Origin of the sequence: Flagellimonas ulvae (genome assembly GCF_049333175.1) — a bacterium.
Lineage (GTDB): Bacteria > Bacteroidota > Bacteroidia > Flavobacteriales > Flavobacteriaceae > Flagellimonas.
Genome location: NZ_CP186325.1, coordinates 2,068,716 through 2,087,161 on the forward strand (window position 1 = coordinate 2,068,716; position 18,446 = coordinate 2,087,161).

General features: G+C 39.1%; 14 protein-coding genes. 9 read left to right on the forward strand and 5 right to left on the reverse strand.

Annotation, left to right across the window (positions count from 1 at the left end):
- Positions 1–21: 21 nt before the first annotated feature.
- From ACOKFD_RS09505 to rodA, 4 genes are all read left to right on the forward strand, one after another.
- The gene (locus tag ACOKFD_RS09505) at positions 22–1,050 is read left to right on the forward strand and encodes a rod shape-determining protein (RefSeq protein ID WP_036380166.1); all 1,029 of its coding nucleotides are present in this window, start codon (positions 22–24) and stop codon (positions 1,048–1,050) included.
- A gap of 61 nt (positions 1,051–1,111) precedes the next feature.
- Positions 1,112–1,927 (forward strand): rod shape-determining protein MreC, encoded by an 816-nt coding sequence (mreC, locus tag ACOKFD_RS09510; protein ID WP_422857716.1) that lies wholly within the window; start codon positions 1,112–1,114, stop codon positions 1,925–1,927.
- A gap of 551 nt (positions 1,928–2,478) precedes the next feature.
- On the forward strand, positions 2,479–4,344 hold the full coding sequence (locus ACOKFD_RS09515; RefSeq protein ID WP_298997325.1) for a penicillin-binding transpeptidase domain-containing protein: 1,866 nt from the start codon (positions 2,479–2,481) through the stop codon (positions 4,342–4,344).
- Positions 4,334–5,617: a rod shape-determining protein RodA gene (gene rodA, locus ACOKFD_RS09520; protein WP_422857717.1), complete on the forward strand. Its 1,284-nt coding sequence runs from the start codon at positions 4,334–4,336 to the stop codon at positions 5,615–5,617. The genes ACOKFD_RS09515 and rodA overlap by 11 nt, the downstream gene beginning before the upstream one ends.
- Here rodA and ACOKFD_RS09525 read toward each other — a convergent pair.
- The 3 genes from ACOKFD_RS09525 to ACOKFD_RS09535 form a co-directional block, all read right to left on the reverse strand.
- Positions 5,614–6,414: a DNA/RNA non-specific endonuclease gene (locus ACOKFD_RS09525; RefSeq protein WP_422857718.1), complete on the reverse strand. Its 801-nt coding sequence runs from the start codon at positions 6,412–6,414 to the stop codon at positions 5,614–5,616. The two genes, rodA and ACOKFD_RS09525, sit on opposite strands and share 4 nt — an antisense overlap.
- Positions 6,415–6,683: 269 nt before the next feature.
- The gene (locus ACOKFD_RS09530; protein WP_422857719.1) at positions 6,684–7,325 is read right to left on the reverse strand and encodes a hypothetical protein; all 642 of its coding nucleotides are present in this window, start codon (positions 7,323–7,325) and stop codon (positions 6,684–6,686) included.
- A 208-nt stretch (positions 7,326–7,533) separates the two neighbouring features.
- Positions 7,534–9,642, reverse strand: a complete 2,109-nt coding sequence (locus ACOKFD_RS09535) for a carboxy terminal-processing peptidase (RefSeq protein WP_298997313.1) — start codon at positions 9,640–9,642, stop codon at positions 7,534–7,536.
- 201 nt (positions 9,643–9,843) lie between these two features.
- Here ACOKFD_RS09535 and surE point away from each other — a divergent pair, with 201 nt between their 5' ends.
- Genes surE through ACOKFD_RS09560 form a run of 5 tightly spaced genes read left to right on the forward strand, consistent with a single transcriptional unit; the run spans position 9,844 to position 14,607 of the window.
- Positions 9,844–10,623: a 5'/3'-nucleotidase SurE gene (gene surE, locus ACOKFD_RS09540; RefSeq protein ID WP_298997310.1), complete on the forward strand. Its 780-nt coding sequence runs from the start codon at positions 9,844–9,846 to the stop codon at positions 10,621–10,623.
- Positions 10,613–10,900, forward strand: a complete 288-nt coding sequence (locus tag ACOKFD_RS09545) for a hypothetical protein (protein WP_298997308.1) — start codon at positions 10,613–10,615, stop codon at positions 10,898–10,900. The genes surE and ACOKFD_RS09545 overlap by 11 nt, the downstream gene beginning before the upstream one ends.
- 18 nt (positions 10,901–10,918) lie before the next feature.
- On the forward strand, positions 10,919–12,031 hold the full coding sequence (lpxB, locus tag ACOKFD_RS09550) for a lipid-A-disaccharide synthase (RefSeq protein WP_422857720.1): 1,113 nt from the start codon (positions 10,919–10,921) through the stop codon (positions 12,029–12,031).
- Between the two features lie 33 nt (positions 12,032–12,064).
- Positions 12,065–12,610, forward strand: coding sequence for a C40 family peptidase (locus tag ACOKFD_RS09555; RefSeq protein ID WP_298997304.1), 546 nt, complete (start codon positions 12,065–12,067; stop codon positions 12,608–12,610).
- Positions 12,610–14,607, forward strand: coding sequence for a ComEC/Rec2 family competence protein (locus tag ACOKFD_RS09560; RefSeq protein ID WP_422857721.1), 1,998 nt, complete (start codon positions 12,610–12,612; stop codon positions 14,605–14,607). The genes ACOKFD_RS09555 and ACOKFD_RS09560 overlap by 1 nt, the downstream gene beginning before the upstream one ends.
- A 7-nt stretch (positions 14,608–14,614) precedes the next feature.
- On the opposite strand, the gene ACOKFD_RS09565 is transcribed toward ACOKFD_RS09560, so the two are convergent.
- A complete protein-coding gene (locus ACOKFD_RS09565; RefSeq protein ID WP_422857722.1) occupies positions 14,615–16,144 on the reverse strand; it encodes a peptide MFS transporter in 1,530 nt (509 codons plus the stop codon).
- A gap of 15 nt (positions 16,145–16,159) precedes the next feature.
- Entirely contained in the window at positions 16,160–18,319 is a 2,160-nt protein-coding gene (locus ACOKFD_RS09570) for a S9 family peptidase (RefSeq protein WP_422857723.1), read from the reverse strand.
- Between the last annotated feature and the right edge of the window lie 127 nt (positions 18,320–18,446).

Consider the following 18,446-nt stretch of genomic DNA (forward strand, 5'->3'; position numbering starts at 1 on the left):
TCCAAAAAACCAAAGCTTTTTATGGGATTTTTTGATTTCATGACCGAGGAGATTGCTATTGACCTTGGTACTGCAAATACCCTTATCATCCACCTAGATAAAGTTGTAGTAGACAGCCCTTCGATTGTTGCTAGAGACCGAGTTTCTGGTAAGATTATCGCCGTTGGTAGAGAGGCCAACATGATGCAGGGAAAAACCCATGAAAATATAAAGACCATACGACCTTTGAAAGATGGGGTAATTGCAGATTTTGATGCATCTGAAAAGATGATCAATATGTTCATTAAGAATATTCCTGCACTAAAGAAAAAATGGTTTCCCCCCGCTTTACGTATGGTTATCTGTATTCCATCAGGCATTACCGAAGTGGAAATGCGTGCAGTACGCGAATCTGCTGAACGGGTAAATGGCAAGGAAGTCTATCTTATTCACGAGCCAATGGCAGCAGCCATCGGTATAGGCTTGGATATCATGCAACCTAAGGGAAACATGATTGTGGACATAGGTGGTGGTACAACAGAAATCGCCGTTATTGCCTTGGGAGGTATTGTGTGTGACAAATCAGTGAAAATTGCGGGTGATGTGTTCACCAACGACATTATTTATTATATGCGTACCCAACACAATCTGTATGTTGGAGAGAGTACTGCCGAAGCAATAAAAATTGAGATAGGTTCTGCTACGGAGGATTTAAAATCTCCGCCGGATGATAAATCCATTCAAGGAAGGGACCTGCTCACGGGAAAACCCAAACAAGTACAGGTTTCGTATCGAGAAATTGCTAAAGCATTGGATAAAAGTATATTACGCGTGGAAGATGCTGTAATGGAAACCTTATCACAAACCCCACCGGAATTGGCAGCGGATATTTACAATACGGGAATTTACCTGGCAGGAGGTGGTTCTATGCTAAGAGGCTTGGATAGAAGACTTTCCCAAAAAACAGATTTACCGGTTTATATTGCCGAAGATCCTTTACGGGCCGTTGTTCGAGGAACAGGAATAGCATTGAAAAATTTGGAGCGGTACAAAAGCATTCTTATAAAATAGACGCGTATTGAACATAACTGTGGAACTACTATTTCCACAACCATTCTAACCCAACGATTGCATGCAGCGCATCATCAATTTTATACTCAACTATAGAAACTCTTTCCTCTATGGTTTTTTGGCTTTGATAGCGTTGGTCCTAACGATTCGTTCTCATTCTTACCACCAGTCCCGATTTTTTAATTCTTCCAAATGGGTTACAGGAAAGGTATACGGGAACGCAGCTGACATATCTGGCTATTTTTCGCTACGCGAAGAAAACAATCGGCTTGTCCAAGAGAACGAACGTCTACGCTGGTTACTTTTCAATTCACCTGAAAAAATCCAACAGACTTTGGATACCACTCAACTGGAATATAGTGTCACCAATGCGAAAGTCATAAAAAATAGTTTTTCGTCACCTAGAAATTACTTGACCATTAGCAAAGGAAGCAATTCCGGGATAGAACAAGACATGGGGGTGATAACTACTCGTGGCATTTTGGGCATTGTCGAAAATACTTCATCCAATTTTTCAACCGTCCAAAGCGTTTTGAACACGAAGTCAAACATCAATGCCAAAATAAAGAACACAGATTATTTTGGGTCTTTGGTTTGGGATGCCCGCGATTACAGGGTAGTACAATTGGTGGATATCCCTAGATTGGTGCCGCTAGTGGTTGGAGATACCATTGTTACTGGTGCAATGTCCAGTATTTTCCCTGAAAATATACCCGTTGGAGTTATTAAAAAATACGACTTGAACGCTTCTAAGAGTTTCTACAATATTGATGTAGAACTTTTTAACGACATGGCCAATGTGAAGAACATCTATCTTATAAAAAACAAGAATAAAAAGGAGATCAAAGAACTGGAAGAATTGACCGTAGATGAATAATGTTGTCTTTTTAAATATTCTAAGGTTTGTATTGCTTGTTTTGACACAGGTACTAATTTTTAATACCCTTAATTTTTTAGATTCCATCAATCCGATGGTCTATGTCATTTTTCTGTACTGGTTCCCAATAAAAGGGAATAGGGCGGTCTTTCTCCTTACTGCCTTTTTGCTAGGATTGATTATTGATATTTTTTCGGACACCTTGGCCTTGCACACATTTGCCACGTTGACCTCTGCTTTTATTAGACCCTTGATCATGCGGTTCTGTTTTGGAGTGAATTATGAGTTTCAAAACTTTAGTTTCAAGAATACTACAAAAGTGCAGAGACTCACCTTTTTGGGACTGTTAATATTGGCGCATCATTTAATATTCTTTTTCCTAGAAATTTTAAGTTTATCACATATCCTCTTAATTTTGAAGAAATTTGTAACCACTAGCTTGGTCACTTTTTTCTTATGTGCCATGTTTAGTTCACTTTTTAGCCCCAAAAGCGAATAAACCCTTCATATTTCCGTTAGGAAAATATAGGGTTACTTATTAGGTCTGACATATGAAAAAACTGTTACTCTCTTCCGTAGTTATTATCGTCGGTTTTGTTTTTATAAGCCGCTTGTCATATCTGCAGCTTTTTAGTTTTTCACCAAATCAAACCCTTGAGGACCCAGCCATCAAGGCAATTTACGATTACCCGGAAAGAGGTTATGTGTATGATCGAAATGGTGAGCTTTTGGTTGGAAATCAGCCAGCGTATGATGTGATGGTCATTCCAAGAGAAGTTCAACCGTTGGATACTTTGGAATTTTGCAATTTGTTGGGGATTGATAAGAAAGCCTTCATTTCCAAAATGAAAAGGGCCAGAACGTACTCTCCACGGCTTCCTTCAGTTCTTGTACCTCAACTTTCCAAAGAAGATTATGCAGGTCTACAAGAAAAAATGCGTCACTTTGAAGGATTCTATATCCAAAAACGATCACTAAGATACTACGCCACCAATAGTGCTGCGAATGTTTTGGGATACATTAGTGAAGTTAACGAACGAGACCTTCAGAACAATCCATATTATGTAGCAGGAGAACTCAAAGGACGTACCGGAATTGAGAAACAATATGAGGAGACACTAAGAGGGCGTAAAGGGGTAAAATACATTCAAAAAGATCGTTTTAATAGAGATATAGGCCCCTACAAAGCCGGTAAACTAGATACGCTTCCCCAACAAGGAAAAGAAATTAGAATTACTCTGGATAAAGCATTGCAGGAATATGGTGAACGGTTGATGCACGGCAAAAGAGGTGGAATAGTAGCCCTGGAACCGAAAAGTGGTGAGATTTTGGCCATGATTTCCGGACCCACCTACGACCCTGCACTTTTAGTGGGAAGAGAACGTTCCAGAAATTACACCAAACTTCACTACGATACTATTTCCAAACCTACCTGGGACCGTTCCATTTTAGCCGAACCATCCCCTGGGTCTCCCTTTAAAACCTTGAATGCCTTAGTGGCACTTCAGGAAGGCGTCATCGACACCTCTACCAAGTTTAGATGTTACAATGGGTTTTATGTGGGAAACACCAAAAGAGGGTGTCACTGTGGAGGTGGTATGCGTGACCTGAATTCTGGTATTTATCAATCATGCAATGCATATTTTGCTGGTACTTTTAGAAAGATTTATGGCAAGTATAAAACCACAGATGAAGGGATGGATGCTTGGGAAAAACATATGAAAAGCTTTGGTTTGGGGGGTTATCTGGGGACTGATTTGCCTACGGGGCGACCCGGGCGCATTCCTGATAAAGCGTATTATGACAAAGCGTATGGAGACAATAGATGGGCATCATCATTCATTATTTCCAATTCAATTGGTCAAGGCGAGGTTGCCGCCACACCATTGCAATTGGCCAATATGACCGCTGCCATCGCCAATCGTGGTTATTTTTTTACACCTCATGTTATAAAGAGTGTGGGAAATGGATCCATTGACCCCAGATTCACCGAACCCAGATATACCACCATAGACCGTAAACATTTTGAACCCGTAATTGAAGGCATGGCCAACGTTTATAAATATGGTACTGCACGTTGGGTTCAAGTTCCCGGAATAGAAATTGCTGGAAAAACTGGAACAGTAGAAAATTTTGTGCGAATCAATGGAGAACGAATGCAATTGACGGATCACTCGGTTTTTGTAGCTTTTGCTCCCGTTGAGAATCCAAAAATTGCATTGGCAGTTTATATTGAAAATGGATATTATGGGGCAAGATACGCAGGGCACATTGCTTCCCTTTTGATTGAAAAATATGTAAAGGGAGAAATTACCCGCAAAGATTTGGAAAAAAGAATGCTGGAGAAAACCCTTGAACACGAATACGCAAAACCGTATAGTGGGGAACCTTTCAAGATAAACGAGTATGTCTGGTAGAGGACTGGTCAAGAGAATAGACTGGATCAGCGTTTTTTTATATGCCTTCTTGGTTTTTATAGGATGGATAAATATTTATTCCACCACGCTCTCCAATCCAGACGGTTCTATTTTTGACTTTTCCACATTGTATGGAAAGCAGTTGTTTTTTATCATTATCTCTTTAGGGGTAATTGTATTGGTTCTATTTGTGGAAACCAGTTTTTTTGAACGATTTGCTTCTATCTTTTATATCTCGTCCTTAGTACTTTTAGTAGGGCTCTTTCTCTTTGGCAAAACCATAGCTGGTGCTACCTCGTGGTACGATTTGGGTTTTTTAAATCTCCAACCTTCCGAATTGGCTAAAGTTACAACAGCATTGGCATTGGCTAAATACTTAAGTGACATTCAAACCGATATCCGAAACAAAAAACACCAGCTATATGCCTTGTTGATCATCCTTTTACCCGCACTTCTTATTTTGCCTCAACCTGATCCTGGTAGCGCACTGATTTATTTCTCACTTTTCTTTGTCCTTTTTAGGGAGGGATTTCCGCTTTATTATTTGGGAATTTTAGTAATCATAGTAGTCCTTTTCGCCACCACTTTAATGTTTGGTACGGTTTGGATTGGTATTGGCTTGGGAATCTTAACCGTTCTCACTTTTCTTTTTAAAAGGAAATCGACGAAAATTCCAATAATACCTTTAAGTATTGCTTTGGTATTGTCGATTCTCTTTTCGCTCTCTGTGAACTTTGTCTACGAAAATGTATTCGAACAACGCCATAGAGATAGATTTGCTTTATGGTTGAGCTTGGAAAAAGATAAAGACAAGCTGGAAGAAATCCGGAAAACCATAGGGTATAATACGTATCAATCTGAAAAGGCAATCGAATCAGGTGGGTTTTTTGGTAAGGGTTTTTTGGAAGGTACCCGTACCAAGGGAGATTTTGTTCCGGAACAGCACACTGACTACATTTTTAGCTCAGTGGGTGAGGAATGGGGCTTTATGGGAACTACTACTGTAATCATCGTATTTTCGCTCTTCTTTCTTAGATTGATTTATGTGGCCGAAAGACAAAAAAATGACTTTTGTCGCATGTACGGTTATGGGGTTATTTCCATTTTGCTCATACACTATATCATCAATATAGGTATGGTAATAGGTCTTTTGCCTACTATTGGGGTTCCCCTACCCTTTTTTAGCTACGGTGGGTCTGGGCTAATGTTCTTTACATTATTATTATTTATTTTCTTGAAACTGGATTCCAACAGATTGCGGGACGGTCTTTAAAATTGCCAGTTGGAAAGATTAACTCTGGATTCCAATTGCTTTTGCCATTCCTGAGGTTGCTTGTAAAAGAAATCAATATTCGTTTGCCGTTCTATTTCGTCTATGGCTATCACAAAATCTTGTAAGGGCAAATTGCTTTCTTGGTTGGGCATGAGAAATGAAATCACTTCTATTTCATCTGCAGTTTCGCGATAAACGATTTTAAAAAAAGCCTCCGGCACATCCACATCTTCCTCTCCTATTTCCTCAAGATTATCTTTTAGAACACCTCCTGTAATTACCACCAAGTTACCATACTTCTTACACCAAAATCGCACCTGTTGTTCCAATCTGTTCCAAACTCCAGCGTTAAAGTCGCGATTTTGGGGACTTATATTACTGGTATAGAACGTTTCGTTGTAGGCTTGTTCCGAAAATCTACGGTCCCCAGCGGGAACCAAATGCCCTCTGTCGTAACCTGAACCTCGGTAATTTCGCCAATCAGCAGATTTGGATTTTACTTCGGGGTCTTCTATAAAATAGGGTCTCCTTCTATCATCATTGGTAAGATGTTCTCTTTTGAGCGGATAGGCCACCCATTCCGCTTGTTCATGAGATTCGCTATAGGACAATGTATAGTATTCATGTTTAACCACATCGCCGTAAGTAGAGCTAGGCAAAAAATCACCGTGGATTACTTCCTTACGTCCTGTTTTACTTTTAGATGAGTACGTGTCTGGGGTATAGAAGTTTTCAAAAAGCCAAAAACCAATAATACAAATAGCCAGTAGAATGGTATACGTTGTTCTTTTACCCATGAAGCGCAAAATAGCCAAATCAGGCGGTATGTAAATAAAAAACTGATCTGAATCCTTTGTTCTCAATTATAAATACGCGCAAAAGAGACGTATGTTTTTAGGATTGCACTTATCGGTCTCGTATAACCGTCAGTTACGGGTTTATATGCGTTTAGTTTCGGTTTGGCACTGACTTTAGCAATTCCGAGTGGATTCAGCCAGCCCTGAGCGCAGTCGAAGGTTAGTCGAATCCGCCGTAATTACGGTTATACATTGTTGTTCATAGTGTTTTAAGATTCCCATAAATTTATTAAAGCTATTGTTTTCCATTTTTCATCTATTCTCTCAAGAACAATAAAGAATCCATTTCCACATAGGCCACCACAATTGATTCCGCAATATGTTGTTGTGAAATTTCCATTATAATTTACTTTTGAAAACTCAATTATATTATCAGTACCATATTTTCTTTTAATTCTTTTCCAGGCATTTTTTCTCCAGCGTTTTTTTCGGAAATAAGAATTAAACTTTTCTGTTGATATGCTTTGAATATTCAAATAGTTAGTCGATAATAATTCCGCTTTTATCTTCGGTTGAATAGTAAAGTCATCTGTCAATTCTTTTATAACTTTTCTTAATTCCGATTCATTCTTTAAGCGATTTATAAAAGATTTAGAAACTCCATTTGAGGATAGAAAATTAATATCCGAACCATGAATAGAGTCAGTTTTATAATCGAAAAGTTCATAATCAGATACATCATGTTTGTTGACGAATTGTTCAATTAGAACAATTGAATCTGTTTCGTCACTAATTCCAAATTTTAGTTGCTCTGCTAATATTGAAGCATAGATTTCATAATCATCCTTTTCAGTTTGTGAAAAGGATAATTGAGATACTAATAATATTGATGTTAGCAGTTTTTTGAACATTATGCACAACGATAAAGATATGGCTCCGTTTTAATGGACTATATCGTCCGATACGTGAAGTTCGGGAATTTCAGTTAAAAATACCATTTCAAATTGGTGGATATGAAATATAGCTTGACGTATTCATTGGCTTACAAAAAACGAAATGATTTAAAAACAAAAAACCGACCTAAAAAGGTCGGTTCTTTTATATTATTAAATATGAGGTTTATCCCTTAACGCTGGCAAGTCTGCGTTCTGCACCTTTAATGTTGTTCAACTTAAGGTCCTTTAGAACGTTAATGGCCTCTTCCACATAAATGTCTTTGGCCAAGTTCTTGTGCCAACGGTTACGCTTTTCACGTAGTACTGAGTCTTGGGTAAACAATTCCGTCTCATATCTCAATGATTCAAAAGTCAACTCTGAATCATAATCTCTCAAACTTTTAAATTGTTCGGATTTTTTCTTGGCTTGTTCCTCGCGTTGTTTATAGGCATCGTAATTCAAAGAAACTGTTGTTTCATCTTGCTGCTCCTTTAACCACTTCGCGTTTTCTTCAATCAATTCGATATATGGGTTTTCAGACATTCGCTTTTTACTGTTGGCGATTGTGGATTCAAAATCAATGTAACCATCCCATGCTTCATAGTCAGCAGCTGAAATTCTATCCCATTCCAATGGGTTCTCTTGATCCCTTTCCCCTAAATCGATATAACTATATCGGTCCGGAACCACGATGTCGCTCTTAACACCTTCCAATTGCGTAGACCCTCCATTGATTCTATAGAATTTTTGGGTGGTCAATTTAATCGCTCCCAAATTTCCATGTTCATTACTGCGAACAATATTGTCCAAAGGAATTACATTTTGAACCGTTCCCTTACCAAAAGTCTGCTTGCTTCCAATTACCACCGCTCTCTTATAATCTTGCATTGCGGCAGCCAATATCTCTGAAGCGGAGGCTGACAATTCGTTAACCAATATTACCAATGGTCCATCCCACTGAATTCTTTCGTCTTTATCTTCGTGAACTTCTTTTCGTTGTCCCGATGAGCGTACTTGTACAATAGGTCCATCTTTAATAAAAAGACCGGCCATATCCACAACAGTTTTCAAAGAACCTCCCCCATTATCCCTTAAATCAAGGATAATACCTTCAACTCCTTCTTCTTTAAGACGCTCCACTTCCTTGGCTACGTCAGTTGCCGCATTTCTTTCCGTATAGTCTTCAAAATCTACATAGAATTTGGGAAGGTTGATTAATCCGTATTTGTTTCCTGCATCTTTCACCGTTGCCGATTTTGCATAAGCCTCTTCAAGCATAACCACATCTCTGGTTATAGAAACCTCCTCAATTGTTCCATCAACGCGACGTACGGTCAAATCTACAGTAGATCCTTTAGGGCCTTTTATAAGTTTAATGGCGTCATCCAAACGCATCCCCACAATATCCGTGGGTTCTTCTCCTTCTTGCCCTACCTTTAAGATTTCGTCACCTACTTCCAGACTTTGCTCTCTCCATACAGGTCCGCCGGAAATGATTTCCACGACTTTAGCACCTTCAGGTTTCTTCTGTAATCTGGCTCCAATACCTTCAAACTTACCAGACATACCAATATCAAACTTTTCCTTATCATCTGGAGCAAAGTAGTAGGTATGTGGGTCAAACTCATCTACAATAGTGTTGATATATTGCACAAACCAATCCTTACGTTCCAAGTCATTGATAAAATCAAAGAACTCGCCCAATGTATTTTCTGTAGTTTCTCTTGCTTCAGCTTCCAACTCAGCTACAGGCAGATTATCTTCATTTTCGCTAAGCTTATTATCGTAAACACCTAAAGTATTGTACTTCAGCTGCTGTCTCCATCTTTCACGCAACTGTTTCTTGTTTGCAGCGAACTCTTGATCTTTATAGTCGATATTGATGGTTTCTGACTTGTTATAATCAAAAGGAGTATCCAATACATCTTTGTAAATCTCCTCTGCTTCACCCATTCGCTTCTTGAGACGTTGGTATACGATATTGAAAAACGTTATTTCAGTGTTCTTGATTTCGTCATCAATCATGAATCTATACTTCTCAAATTCCCTAACGTCACTTGCCAGAAAGTAACGCTTAGTAGGGTCAAGAATATCAATGAAATCATCAAAAACATTGGAAGAGAAGCTATCATTCAGGTTTTTGGGCTCATAATGACCCTTTTCCAGCACATAGGTGATTAGATCTAATAACAATTTATCCTTATCATCATTCTCAAACGATTTGTTCGTAAAGCTGCAGGAAGCCACGGCTACTAAAATCACTAAAAATGCCAGCGTGAAATTCTTTTTCATAAAAGTGGTATTTGTTGGGTGCAAATACGATGGGTTTACCTCACCAAATCCGCATTACATTAATCTTTTTTCTTTTTCTATGAATTCCCTAAGATACTGAAAAAACCATGCCAGAGAGGGAGGGCGCGTATAATTTTTTGTTAAACGAGCCCGTCTTCATATCCCTATGAAAACGTATTTTTGGACTGTTAATTATATAAAATGGATAAACCGCTCATTTTAGTGACCAATGATGATGGAATAACCGCACCTGGTCTGCGTTGCTTAATCCAGACCATGAAGGAAATTGGAGATGTCATCGTGGTAGCACCTGACAGTCCCCAAAGTGGAATGGGACATGCGATTACCATTGACAACACTTTATATTCCAAAAAGGTTGTGATAGATACCGAACAAGGTGCTCCCACCGAATACAGTTGTAGTGGAACCCCTGCCGATTGTGTAAAATTGGCACTTCAAGAAATCTTGGACCGTAAACCTGATATTTGTGTGAGTGGAATCAATCATGGTTCCAATTCGTCAATTAATGTGATTTATTCCGGTACAATGAGCGCTGCCATTGAAGCAGGTATCGAGGGCGTTCCTGCTATTGGTTTTTCGCTATGTGATTATTCTTGGGAAGCCAACTTTGAACCTGCGTTGAAAGCGGTCAAAAAAATTGTATCCCAAGCCTTAACGTATGGAATTCCAAAGGGGACTGTACTGAATGTGAACATTCCTAAATCCGATATTGAGCCGAAAGGGATAAAAGTTTGCAGACAAGCACGAGCCAACTGGAAAGAGAAGTTTGATAAAAGAACAAGTCCTACTGGAAAGGATTATTACTGGCTTACCGGAGAGTTTGAACTATTGGATAAAGGTGAGGACACTGACGAATGGGCTTTGGCAAATGGATACGTTTCTGTTGTACCCACCCAATTTGACCTCACGGCACACCATATGATTCCTCAAATAAATAACTGGAGTTTAAATGAATCGTAAAAAAGAAATAATTGTCGGTTTTGTAGTAGGTATTATTGCAAATACCATGGGTACCCTCTTGTACATTTTGTTATTTTCTGACTTAGGCATTGTGGAAACCTTTAACGCTGCTGTGAAACAAGGTCATATTGGCAGTTTGTTGGCATTGGGAGCTATTTTAAATCTGATAGCATTTTTTGGCTTCCTACGTCTTAAAAGAGATTATAGAGCAAGAGGTGTAATGATAGCCACATTGCTGACAGCTTTAATAATTTTGTACTATAAAATAACTGGCTGATACTGAACAATCTTTGCAATGAAATATTATATAATTGCAGGTGAGGCCTCGGGAGATCTACACGGCTCCAACCTCATCAAAGCTCTTAAAGAGCAAGATACCTCCGCACAAATTCGTTGTTGGGGTGGAGATTTGATGCAGAGGGCCGGTGGTGAGCTGGCCAAGCATTATAAGGATATGGCCTTTATGGGGTTTTTGGAGGTAATCAAAAACATCCCGACTATTTTTAAAAACATCAAATTTTGCAAAGAGGACATACAAAGGTTCCAACCAGATTTAATAGTATTTATTGACTTTTCTGGGTTCAATCTCCGAATTGCCAAATGGGCCAAAGCGCAGGGCTTTTCTACCAATTATTATATTTCTCCGCAGATATGGGCTTCTCGAGAAAGTAGAATCAAAAAAATCAAAAGGGACATTAATCATATGTATGTTATCCTTCCTTTTGAAAAGGATTTTTACGAAAAGAAGCATGGATATACGGTCAATTTTGTCGGGCACCCTTTGATTGATGCCATTGCAAACACTTCAATCGAAGATGAAACTACATTCAGAAGTCGCAATAATTTAGATGCCAATAAACCGATAGTTGCTTTACTACCGGGTAGTAGGAAACAGGAAGTCCAAAAAATGTTGGAAATCATGCTTTCGGTTCAAAAGGACTATCCTGACTATCAATTCGTAATTGCTGGAGCTCCTAGTTTATCAGATGAGTTCTATATTTCTTTTAAAGAAGGAAATGCCGTAGGATTTGTATCCAATCAAACCTATGCCCTTCTTACATATGCGCATGCGGCACTGGTAACCAGCGGCACGGCGACTTTGGAAACTGCTCTTTTTAATGTGCCTCAAGTGGTGTGTTACAAGGGAAATTGGATATCCTATCAGATTGCAAAACGCATCATTACCTTAGATTATATATCGTTGGTGAATCTGATTATGGACAAAGAAGTGGTTAAAGAATTAATTCAAGATGACTTAACCACCGCTAACCTCAAAAACGAACTCACCAAAATTCTGGATGGGCCAGAACGAAAAAGGATTTTAAAGGACTATGCACTTTTAAAACAGAAGTTGGGAGGACAAGGAGCCAGTCAAAAAGCAGCACAATTACTCATTAAAAATGCTTAGATTTACCTTCCAAGAAATAAATTGTATTCTTGGATGTTGCGAAAAACTATAGGTTTGCTTTGCATTCTTGCAGTAATGAGCTGCGGAACGAGCAAAAAACGAACGTACAGCAAGACCCGAACCGTAACGGTAGAGGGGTCATCCGAGGAGACTAACCTCACTCCAAAGATTTCCAAAAAGGAAAAAAAGAAGAACCAAAAGGCCAAGGATATTATTGCCACGGCCCTAACCTTTAACGGTACCCGCTACAAGTTTGGTGGAACCACACGAAAAGGTATGGATTGTTCTGGACTTGTTTATGTAAGTCTAAAAGAACATGAGATTGCTTTTCCAAGAACATCGTATCAGATGGCTGAAATGGGAAAGCGAGTTAAAGTTGGACAGGTTCAGAAAGGAGACCTGCTTTTTTTTAAGACCAGTAAAAGCGGAAAACGCATCAACCATGTTGGATTGGTAGTCGACGTAAAGGGAGACGATATCAAGTTCATACACTCCACAACCTCACGTGGCGTGATAGTCTCTTCCCTTAGGGAAGGGTTCTGGAACTACTCCTTTGTGAAGGCGACTCGAATCCTATAATGCGAATTTTTGACTTTGTATCGGTCAAACTGACCATACTTTTAATTTTTGGGATAATCTTGGGGTTCTATTGGAAACCTCCGTTACTCCCTATATTCTTTATTTTGATTCTGTCATTGGTCCTTTTGGCTTGGACATGGCGCATTCAGAAGCTATTTTTCTGGCCATCGGTATCTTCAATAGCATGCATTGGTATTTTGATAACCACAATTGCTCTTGGAAAAGCTTTGTCCAATCACTATTCCCATTTTCCTATTGAAAAAACGGGCGTTTGGCAATTAAAAATTACAGAAGTCCTTAAACCAAATCCTTATCAGCAGCGATATATTGCCAGGGTTAATGTTTTTGAAGAAAAACAATGCACTGGAAAGCTGATTTTGAACATTGCAAAGGATTCCACCTTGAAACCTTTTCAAGTGGATGATGAACTTGTATTGTTCGCCAAGCTAGGCAATATTGACCCTCCTTTAAATCCGCATCAATTTGATTATAAGGATTATTTGAAGAAACAGGGGATTCATCACAAAATCGCAATTGCTCCCGAAGCTGTATTGCAGAGAAAAAAATCCAATCATTCCCTATATGGAATGGCCATGAAAACTAGGGAAACCATCATCAAGAACTTATCTCGAGAAAAGTTTGGCAAAAATGAATTTGGGGTCATTCAGGCACTTTTGTTGGGAAAAAGGGATGATATTTCCGAAGAAACCTATACCAATTATAAAAATGCAGGGGCGGTACATATTTTGGCAGTTTCCGGATTGCATGTAGGCGTACTTCTATTGCTTTTTCAGTTTTTGTTTAGGCCATTGACATACCTCCCTAAAGGGGAAACTATTCGATTAGTTTGTGTTGTATTGTTACTCTGGGGGTATGCCTTTTTAGCTGGCTTGTCTCCTTCTGTGGTTCGGGCAGTGACCATGTTTTCTTTTTTAGCCTATTCCCAATACCTCAACAGACCAACAAATTCATTTAACATCATCGCGCTTTCCATGTTCTTCATTTTGTTGGTGAATCCTTTGGTGTTATTTCAGGTAGGTTTTCAAATGAGTTACGCCGCGGTGTTTGCCATTGTATGGATTTACCCCAAATTGCAAAGATTTTGGTTTCCAGACCATTTTCTAGTTCGAAAAACTTGGCAACTATTCTCGGTTAGCCTAGCTGCACAACTAGGTGTATTACCGATTAGTCTATTCTACTTTCATCAATTCCCTGTGTTGTTTTTTGTTTCCAATTTATTGATTATTCCCTTTTTGGGAGTCATTTTAGGAACCGGTATTTTAACCATGATTCTTTCATTGGCAAACCTTCTTCCCGAACCATTGGTAATTGGTTACAATTATAGTATTGGAATAATGAACGCTATCGTGTCCTGGGTAGCAGACCAGGAAAGCTTTGTCTTCAAGGAAATTCCATTGGATGGCTTTCAAATGATGCTATTGTATGTTTTATTTATCAGCTTAGTACTGGTTTTATCAAAACCTAAATTTAAATCTGTTTTGATCCTAAGTTCTGCCATAATCGGGTTGCAAGTTTTAGGTTTGAGAAGAGCGATTCATCTTCAAAACAGCAGCAGATATCTTATCGCACATTCGTCAAAAGCATCTGTATTGCTTCATCAGCAGGAAAGGCACCTCTTTTCGTATACTTCGGATAGTACTCTAGTAGAAAAGATGGCCATACACTATAAAATTGGAGAGCATTTGGAATCGTTGGAAAACAAATCCATAGGAAACGCTCTTCGTATCAATTCAAAACAGATATATCGGGTAGATAGTTTTGCCGTCTTTCCAACTAAAAAAGATGTGGACGTGCTATGGCTTTCCCAATCGCCAAAAATCAATTTGGAACGTTGGCTGGATTCTCTTAAACCCAAAAAAGTAATTATGGATGGCACCAATTACAGGACCTATATAACACAATGGAAGAAAACCTGTAAGGATAAAAAAATCCCTTTTCACAACACGCGTGAAAAGGGAGCTTATTTTTTCGATTAGTCTAGAATTATGAACTCATGTCCACCTCTTGGTCTTCGGCTCCGTGTGTGAGTCTTTTTAGAGGTTTTAAAAGTAGAAGAACCAGAATTCCGAACAAGACCGCAAAGATAAAAAGTCCACCAAAGACTTTTAATTCCCCAGCTTTTACAGAACTCTCCCCTACTATACCAGCAACTTTATTTCCCAATCCAGTTGCTGCCCAATACACCCCCATCATCAAAGCCATATAGCGTGCTGGTGCCAATTTGGTAAAAAAGGATAGGGAAACGGGTGACAAACATAGCTCGCCTATGGTATGGAATAAATAAGCTAGTACCAGCCAGTACATGGCAGAACTGCCCTGGCTTTCATATTGTAATGAGGCAAATACCATATAAACAAAACCTATTCCCATGATAATTACCCCAATGGCCATTTTGAATAACGAAGTGGCCTCTTTGCCTTTTAATTTTCTCTTGGCCCAGAAATTTGCTATTCCAACTGCCAGCAAAATAATGAAGCCTGCATTTGCACCTTGAAACCAAGCCGCTGGAACTTCCCAGCCCATAAACATCCGATTGGTTTTCTCTTGGGCATACAGATTCATAAGTCCTCCCATTTGCTCAAAGCTTCCCCAAAAGACAATTACCATTAACAAGGAAATAAGCAACACTACATAGCGGTCCTTTTCAACTTTTCCATTAAGATTTTTGTAAATCATCATCATCACGCCTGTTATCAAGGACAAGAAAATGAATAAGATTCCATACCCCCAACTATCTCCACCTTCATAGGTTAGGCCGGCATATATGGAATAGGCCAATAAAACAGCTACAATACCCAATTGCAAAGGAGACTTAAACAACTGACCAAAAAGTTGTGCCAAACTGATATCTGATGATTTTTCTTCTGCTGTTGGAGGGTTTCCAACGTGTACCAAAAATCTATGACCATATAAATAAACCAGTAATCCTAACAACATTCCAATTCCAGCAAGACCAAATCCATAGTGCCATCCGTAAGCGGCCGCAGTAAGACCTACTGACAATGAAGCCGTAAAAGAACCAAGATTTATACCCACATAGAATATACTGAACCCTTTATCTCGGCGTATGTCATTCTTTCCATACAGACCTCCGACCATTGTGGAGATATTAGGTTTTAGCATCCCAACACCTAAAATCACAAAACCTAAACCTGTATAATAGGCCCAAAGATCATCTATTGCCAAAACTCCATGACCTATGGTCAACAATATTGCGCCTATGGTCACAGCCTTTTTCTGGCCTAAATATCTATCTGCCAAAAATCCACCTGGAATACTCATTACATAAACCAACATGGTATACCAACCGTAAAGCGCCAATGCTTCAGTAACTGTCCATCCCAAACCGCTCTGGGGGTCATTTTCCAAGGTTTTGGCTGTCATATAAAGGGTAAGCAACGCTCGCATTCCGTAGTAAGAAAAGCGTTCCCACATTTCGGTAAAGAAAAGGACATACAGGCCTACGGGATGTCCAAACAGTTCCCTTTGGTGTTTTGGTTTGATTTCTGACATATTGAGTTAGTTTGATTATAGATTTTCCTTGATGAAGTTGGTCATCTTGGTGAACAAATGTAAGCGGGTGTTCCCGCCATAAATACCATGATTCTTATCTGGGTAAATGGCCCATTCAAAATCTTTATTGGCCTGAACCAAAGCTTCTACCATTCGCATGGTGTTTTGAACATGCACATTATCATCACCTGAACCGTGCACCAAAAGATATTTCCCTTTCAACAATTCTGGATAGTTAAATGGGGAGTTGTCATCATAACCGCTCGCATTCTCCTGGGGTGTTTGCATGTATCGTTCGGTATAAATGGTATCATAAAAACGCCATGAAGTTACGGGTGCTACGGCTATGGCCATTTCAAATACATCATTCCCTTTCAAAAGGCAGTTGGTGGACATAAAACCACCGTAGCTCCAGCCCCAAATCCCAGTTCTATTTTCATCAATATAAGAAAGCTCGCTAAGTTTCTTTGCGGCAGCAATTTGGTCCTCAACTTCAAACTTTCCCAACTCCTTTTGGGTGACTTTTTTAAAGTCCCGCCCCTTTAATCCAGTTCCTCTGCCATCTACACAAACCACAATGTATCCTTCGGAAACCAACATTTGGTGCCAATAATCGTTAGCGCCAAACCATCTATTGGCTACCTGCTGAGAACCAGGCCCGCTATATTGGAACATGAAAAGGGGATACTTTTTGGTTTCATCAAAATCCACAGGTTTGATCATATACATATTAAGATTGTTCCCATTGATGGATATTGTAGAGAATTCCTTTGGACTCAACTCATAAGTTTCCAACTTACCATCCAAAACCGTATTGTCCTTTATGACTTTAAGTTGTTTTCCTGTTGAAGATTGATGTAACGTAAATTGATACGGTGTTGTAGCACTGGAAAACGTATTGATGAAATACGTATAGTCTGCACTAAAATCCGCAGCGTTTGTCCCTTCTTGTTGGGTAAGTCTCTTTTTAGACTTGCCGTTTGTTTTGATGCTATACACATCTCGATTAATGGAACCATTTTCAGTAGATTGATAATAAATTACTTTTCGTTTTCCATCGTATCCATAATAGTTGGTTACTTCCCAATCGCCTTGGGTCACCTGATTTTTCAATTTCCCATCATTGCCATAAAGGTAAATATGGTTATGACCATCTGCCTCACTTGTCCAAATAAAGCTATCATCTGCCAAAAAAGTAAGATTGTCGGTTACATCTACATAGGCATCATCCTTTTCTTGCATAAGGGTACTCACAGAATTGTCCTCTGCATTTACAGCTAGAAGCCTTAAATGGTTTTGATGACGATTCAAGGTCTGTACACTTAAAAACTTGGGACTGTTCATCCACTTGATTCTGGGAATGTAATATGTGTCATTTAAATCCACATCATTAGTACTTCCCGAAGCAACATCGTACATATGAAGAGAAACCTTTGCGTTCTCCTCTCCTGCCTTTGGATACTTAAATTCATATTGGAAAGGATATAACATTTCACCATAAACATCCATGGAGAAATGAGGAACGTTGGTTTCGTCAAAGCGAAGGAAGGCAATCTTGGAACCATCACTGTTCCACGCAAAAGCCTGTACAAAAGCAAATTCTTCTTCATAAACCCAATCGGTAACCCCGTTTATGATAGTGCCATAACTTCCATCTTGGGTAATCTGCTTTGCGGTTTTTGCGCCCACATCAAAAATGTAGAGATTATTGTCCAAAACGTAAGCCACTTTAGAGCCATCTGGGGAGAGTTCCGGTTCTTGGATTTTGTTGTCTGATATTTTCGTTACCCCTTTTGATGCAACATCGTACACATAATAGATTCCCAAACGAGATCGTCTAAAAATGGGCTCAACTTCTGTGGCCAATATGATTTTCGATTCATCCGCACTAAACTCATACGAGGTGAAATTGGGAACACTTGAACCTGAAGCCACTATGGTCTCCACTTTTTGTTGAGTGGCATAGTCATATTTATCCAAACTACTGGAACCATTTCCACGATTAAAGTTAAGGATGGTGTATTGCTTTCCATTTTTCATGGAGCGAAGCACATCGAGCTGTTCGGTTCTAAAATTTCCGCCCCAAATTTCTTCGAGGGTTATTTTTTTCTTTTGGGCTGTTGTTTGGGATAAAAAACCTATGAAGCATAGGCAAAAGAGTATTTTTTTATACATGGAAGTAATTACGTTTAAAATCTACCAAGTTTACTAATATTTATCCGAAATATAAATTTTATTGTTGCCATTGCAACAGTTATTTCCGCTCGGTACAACAAAAGTGTACACAATGTTTATATTTTAG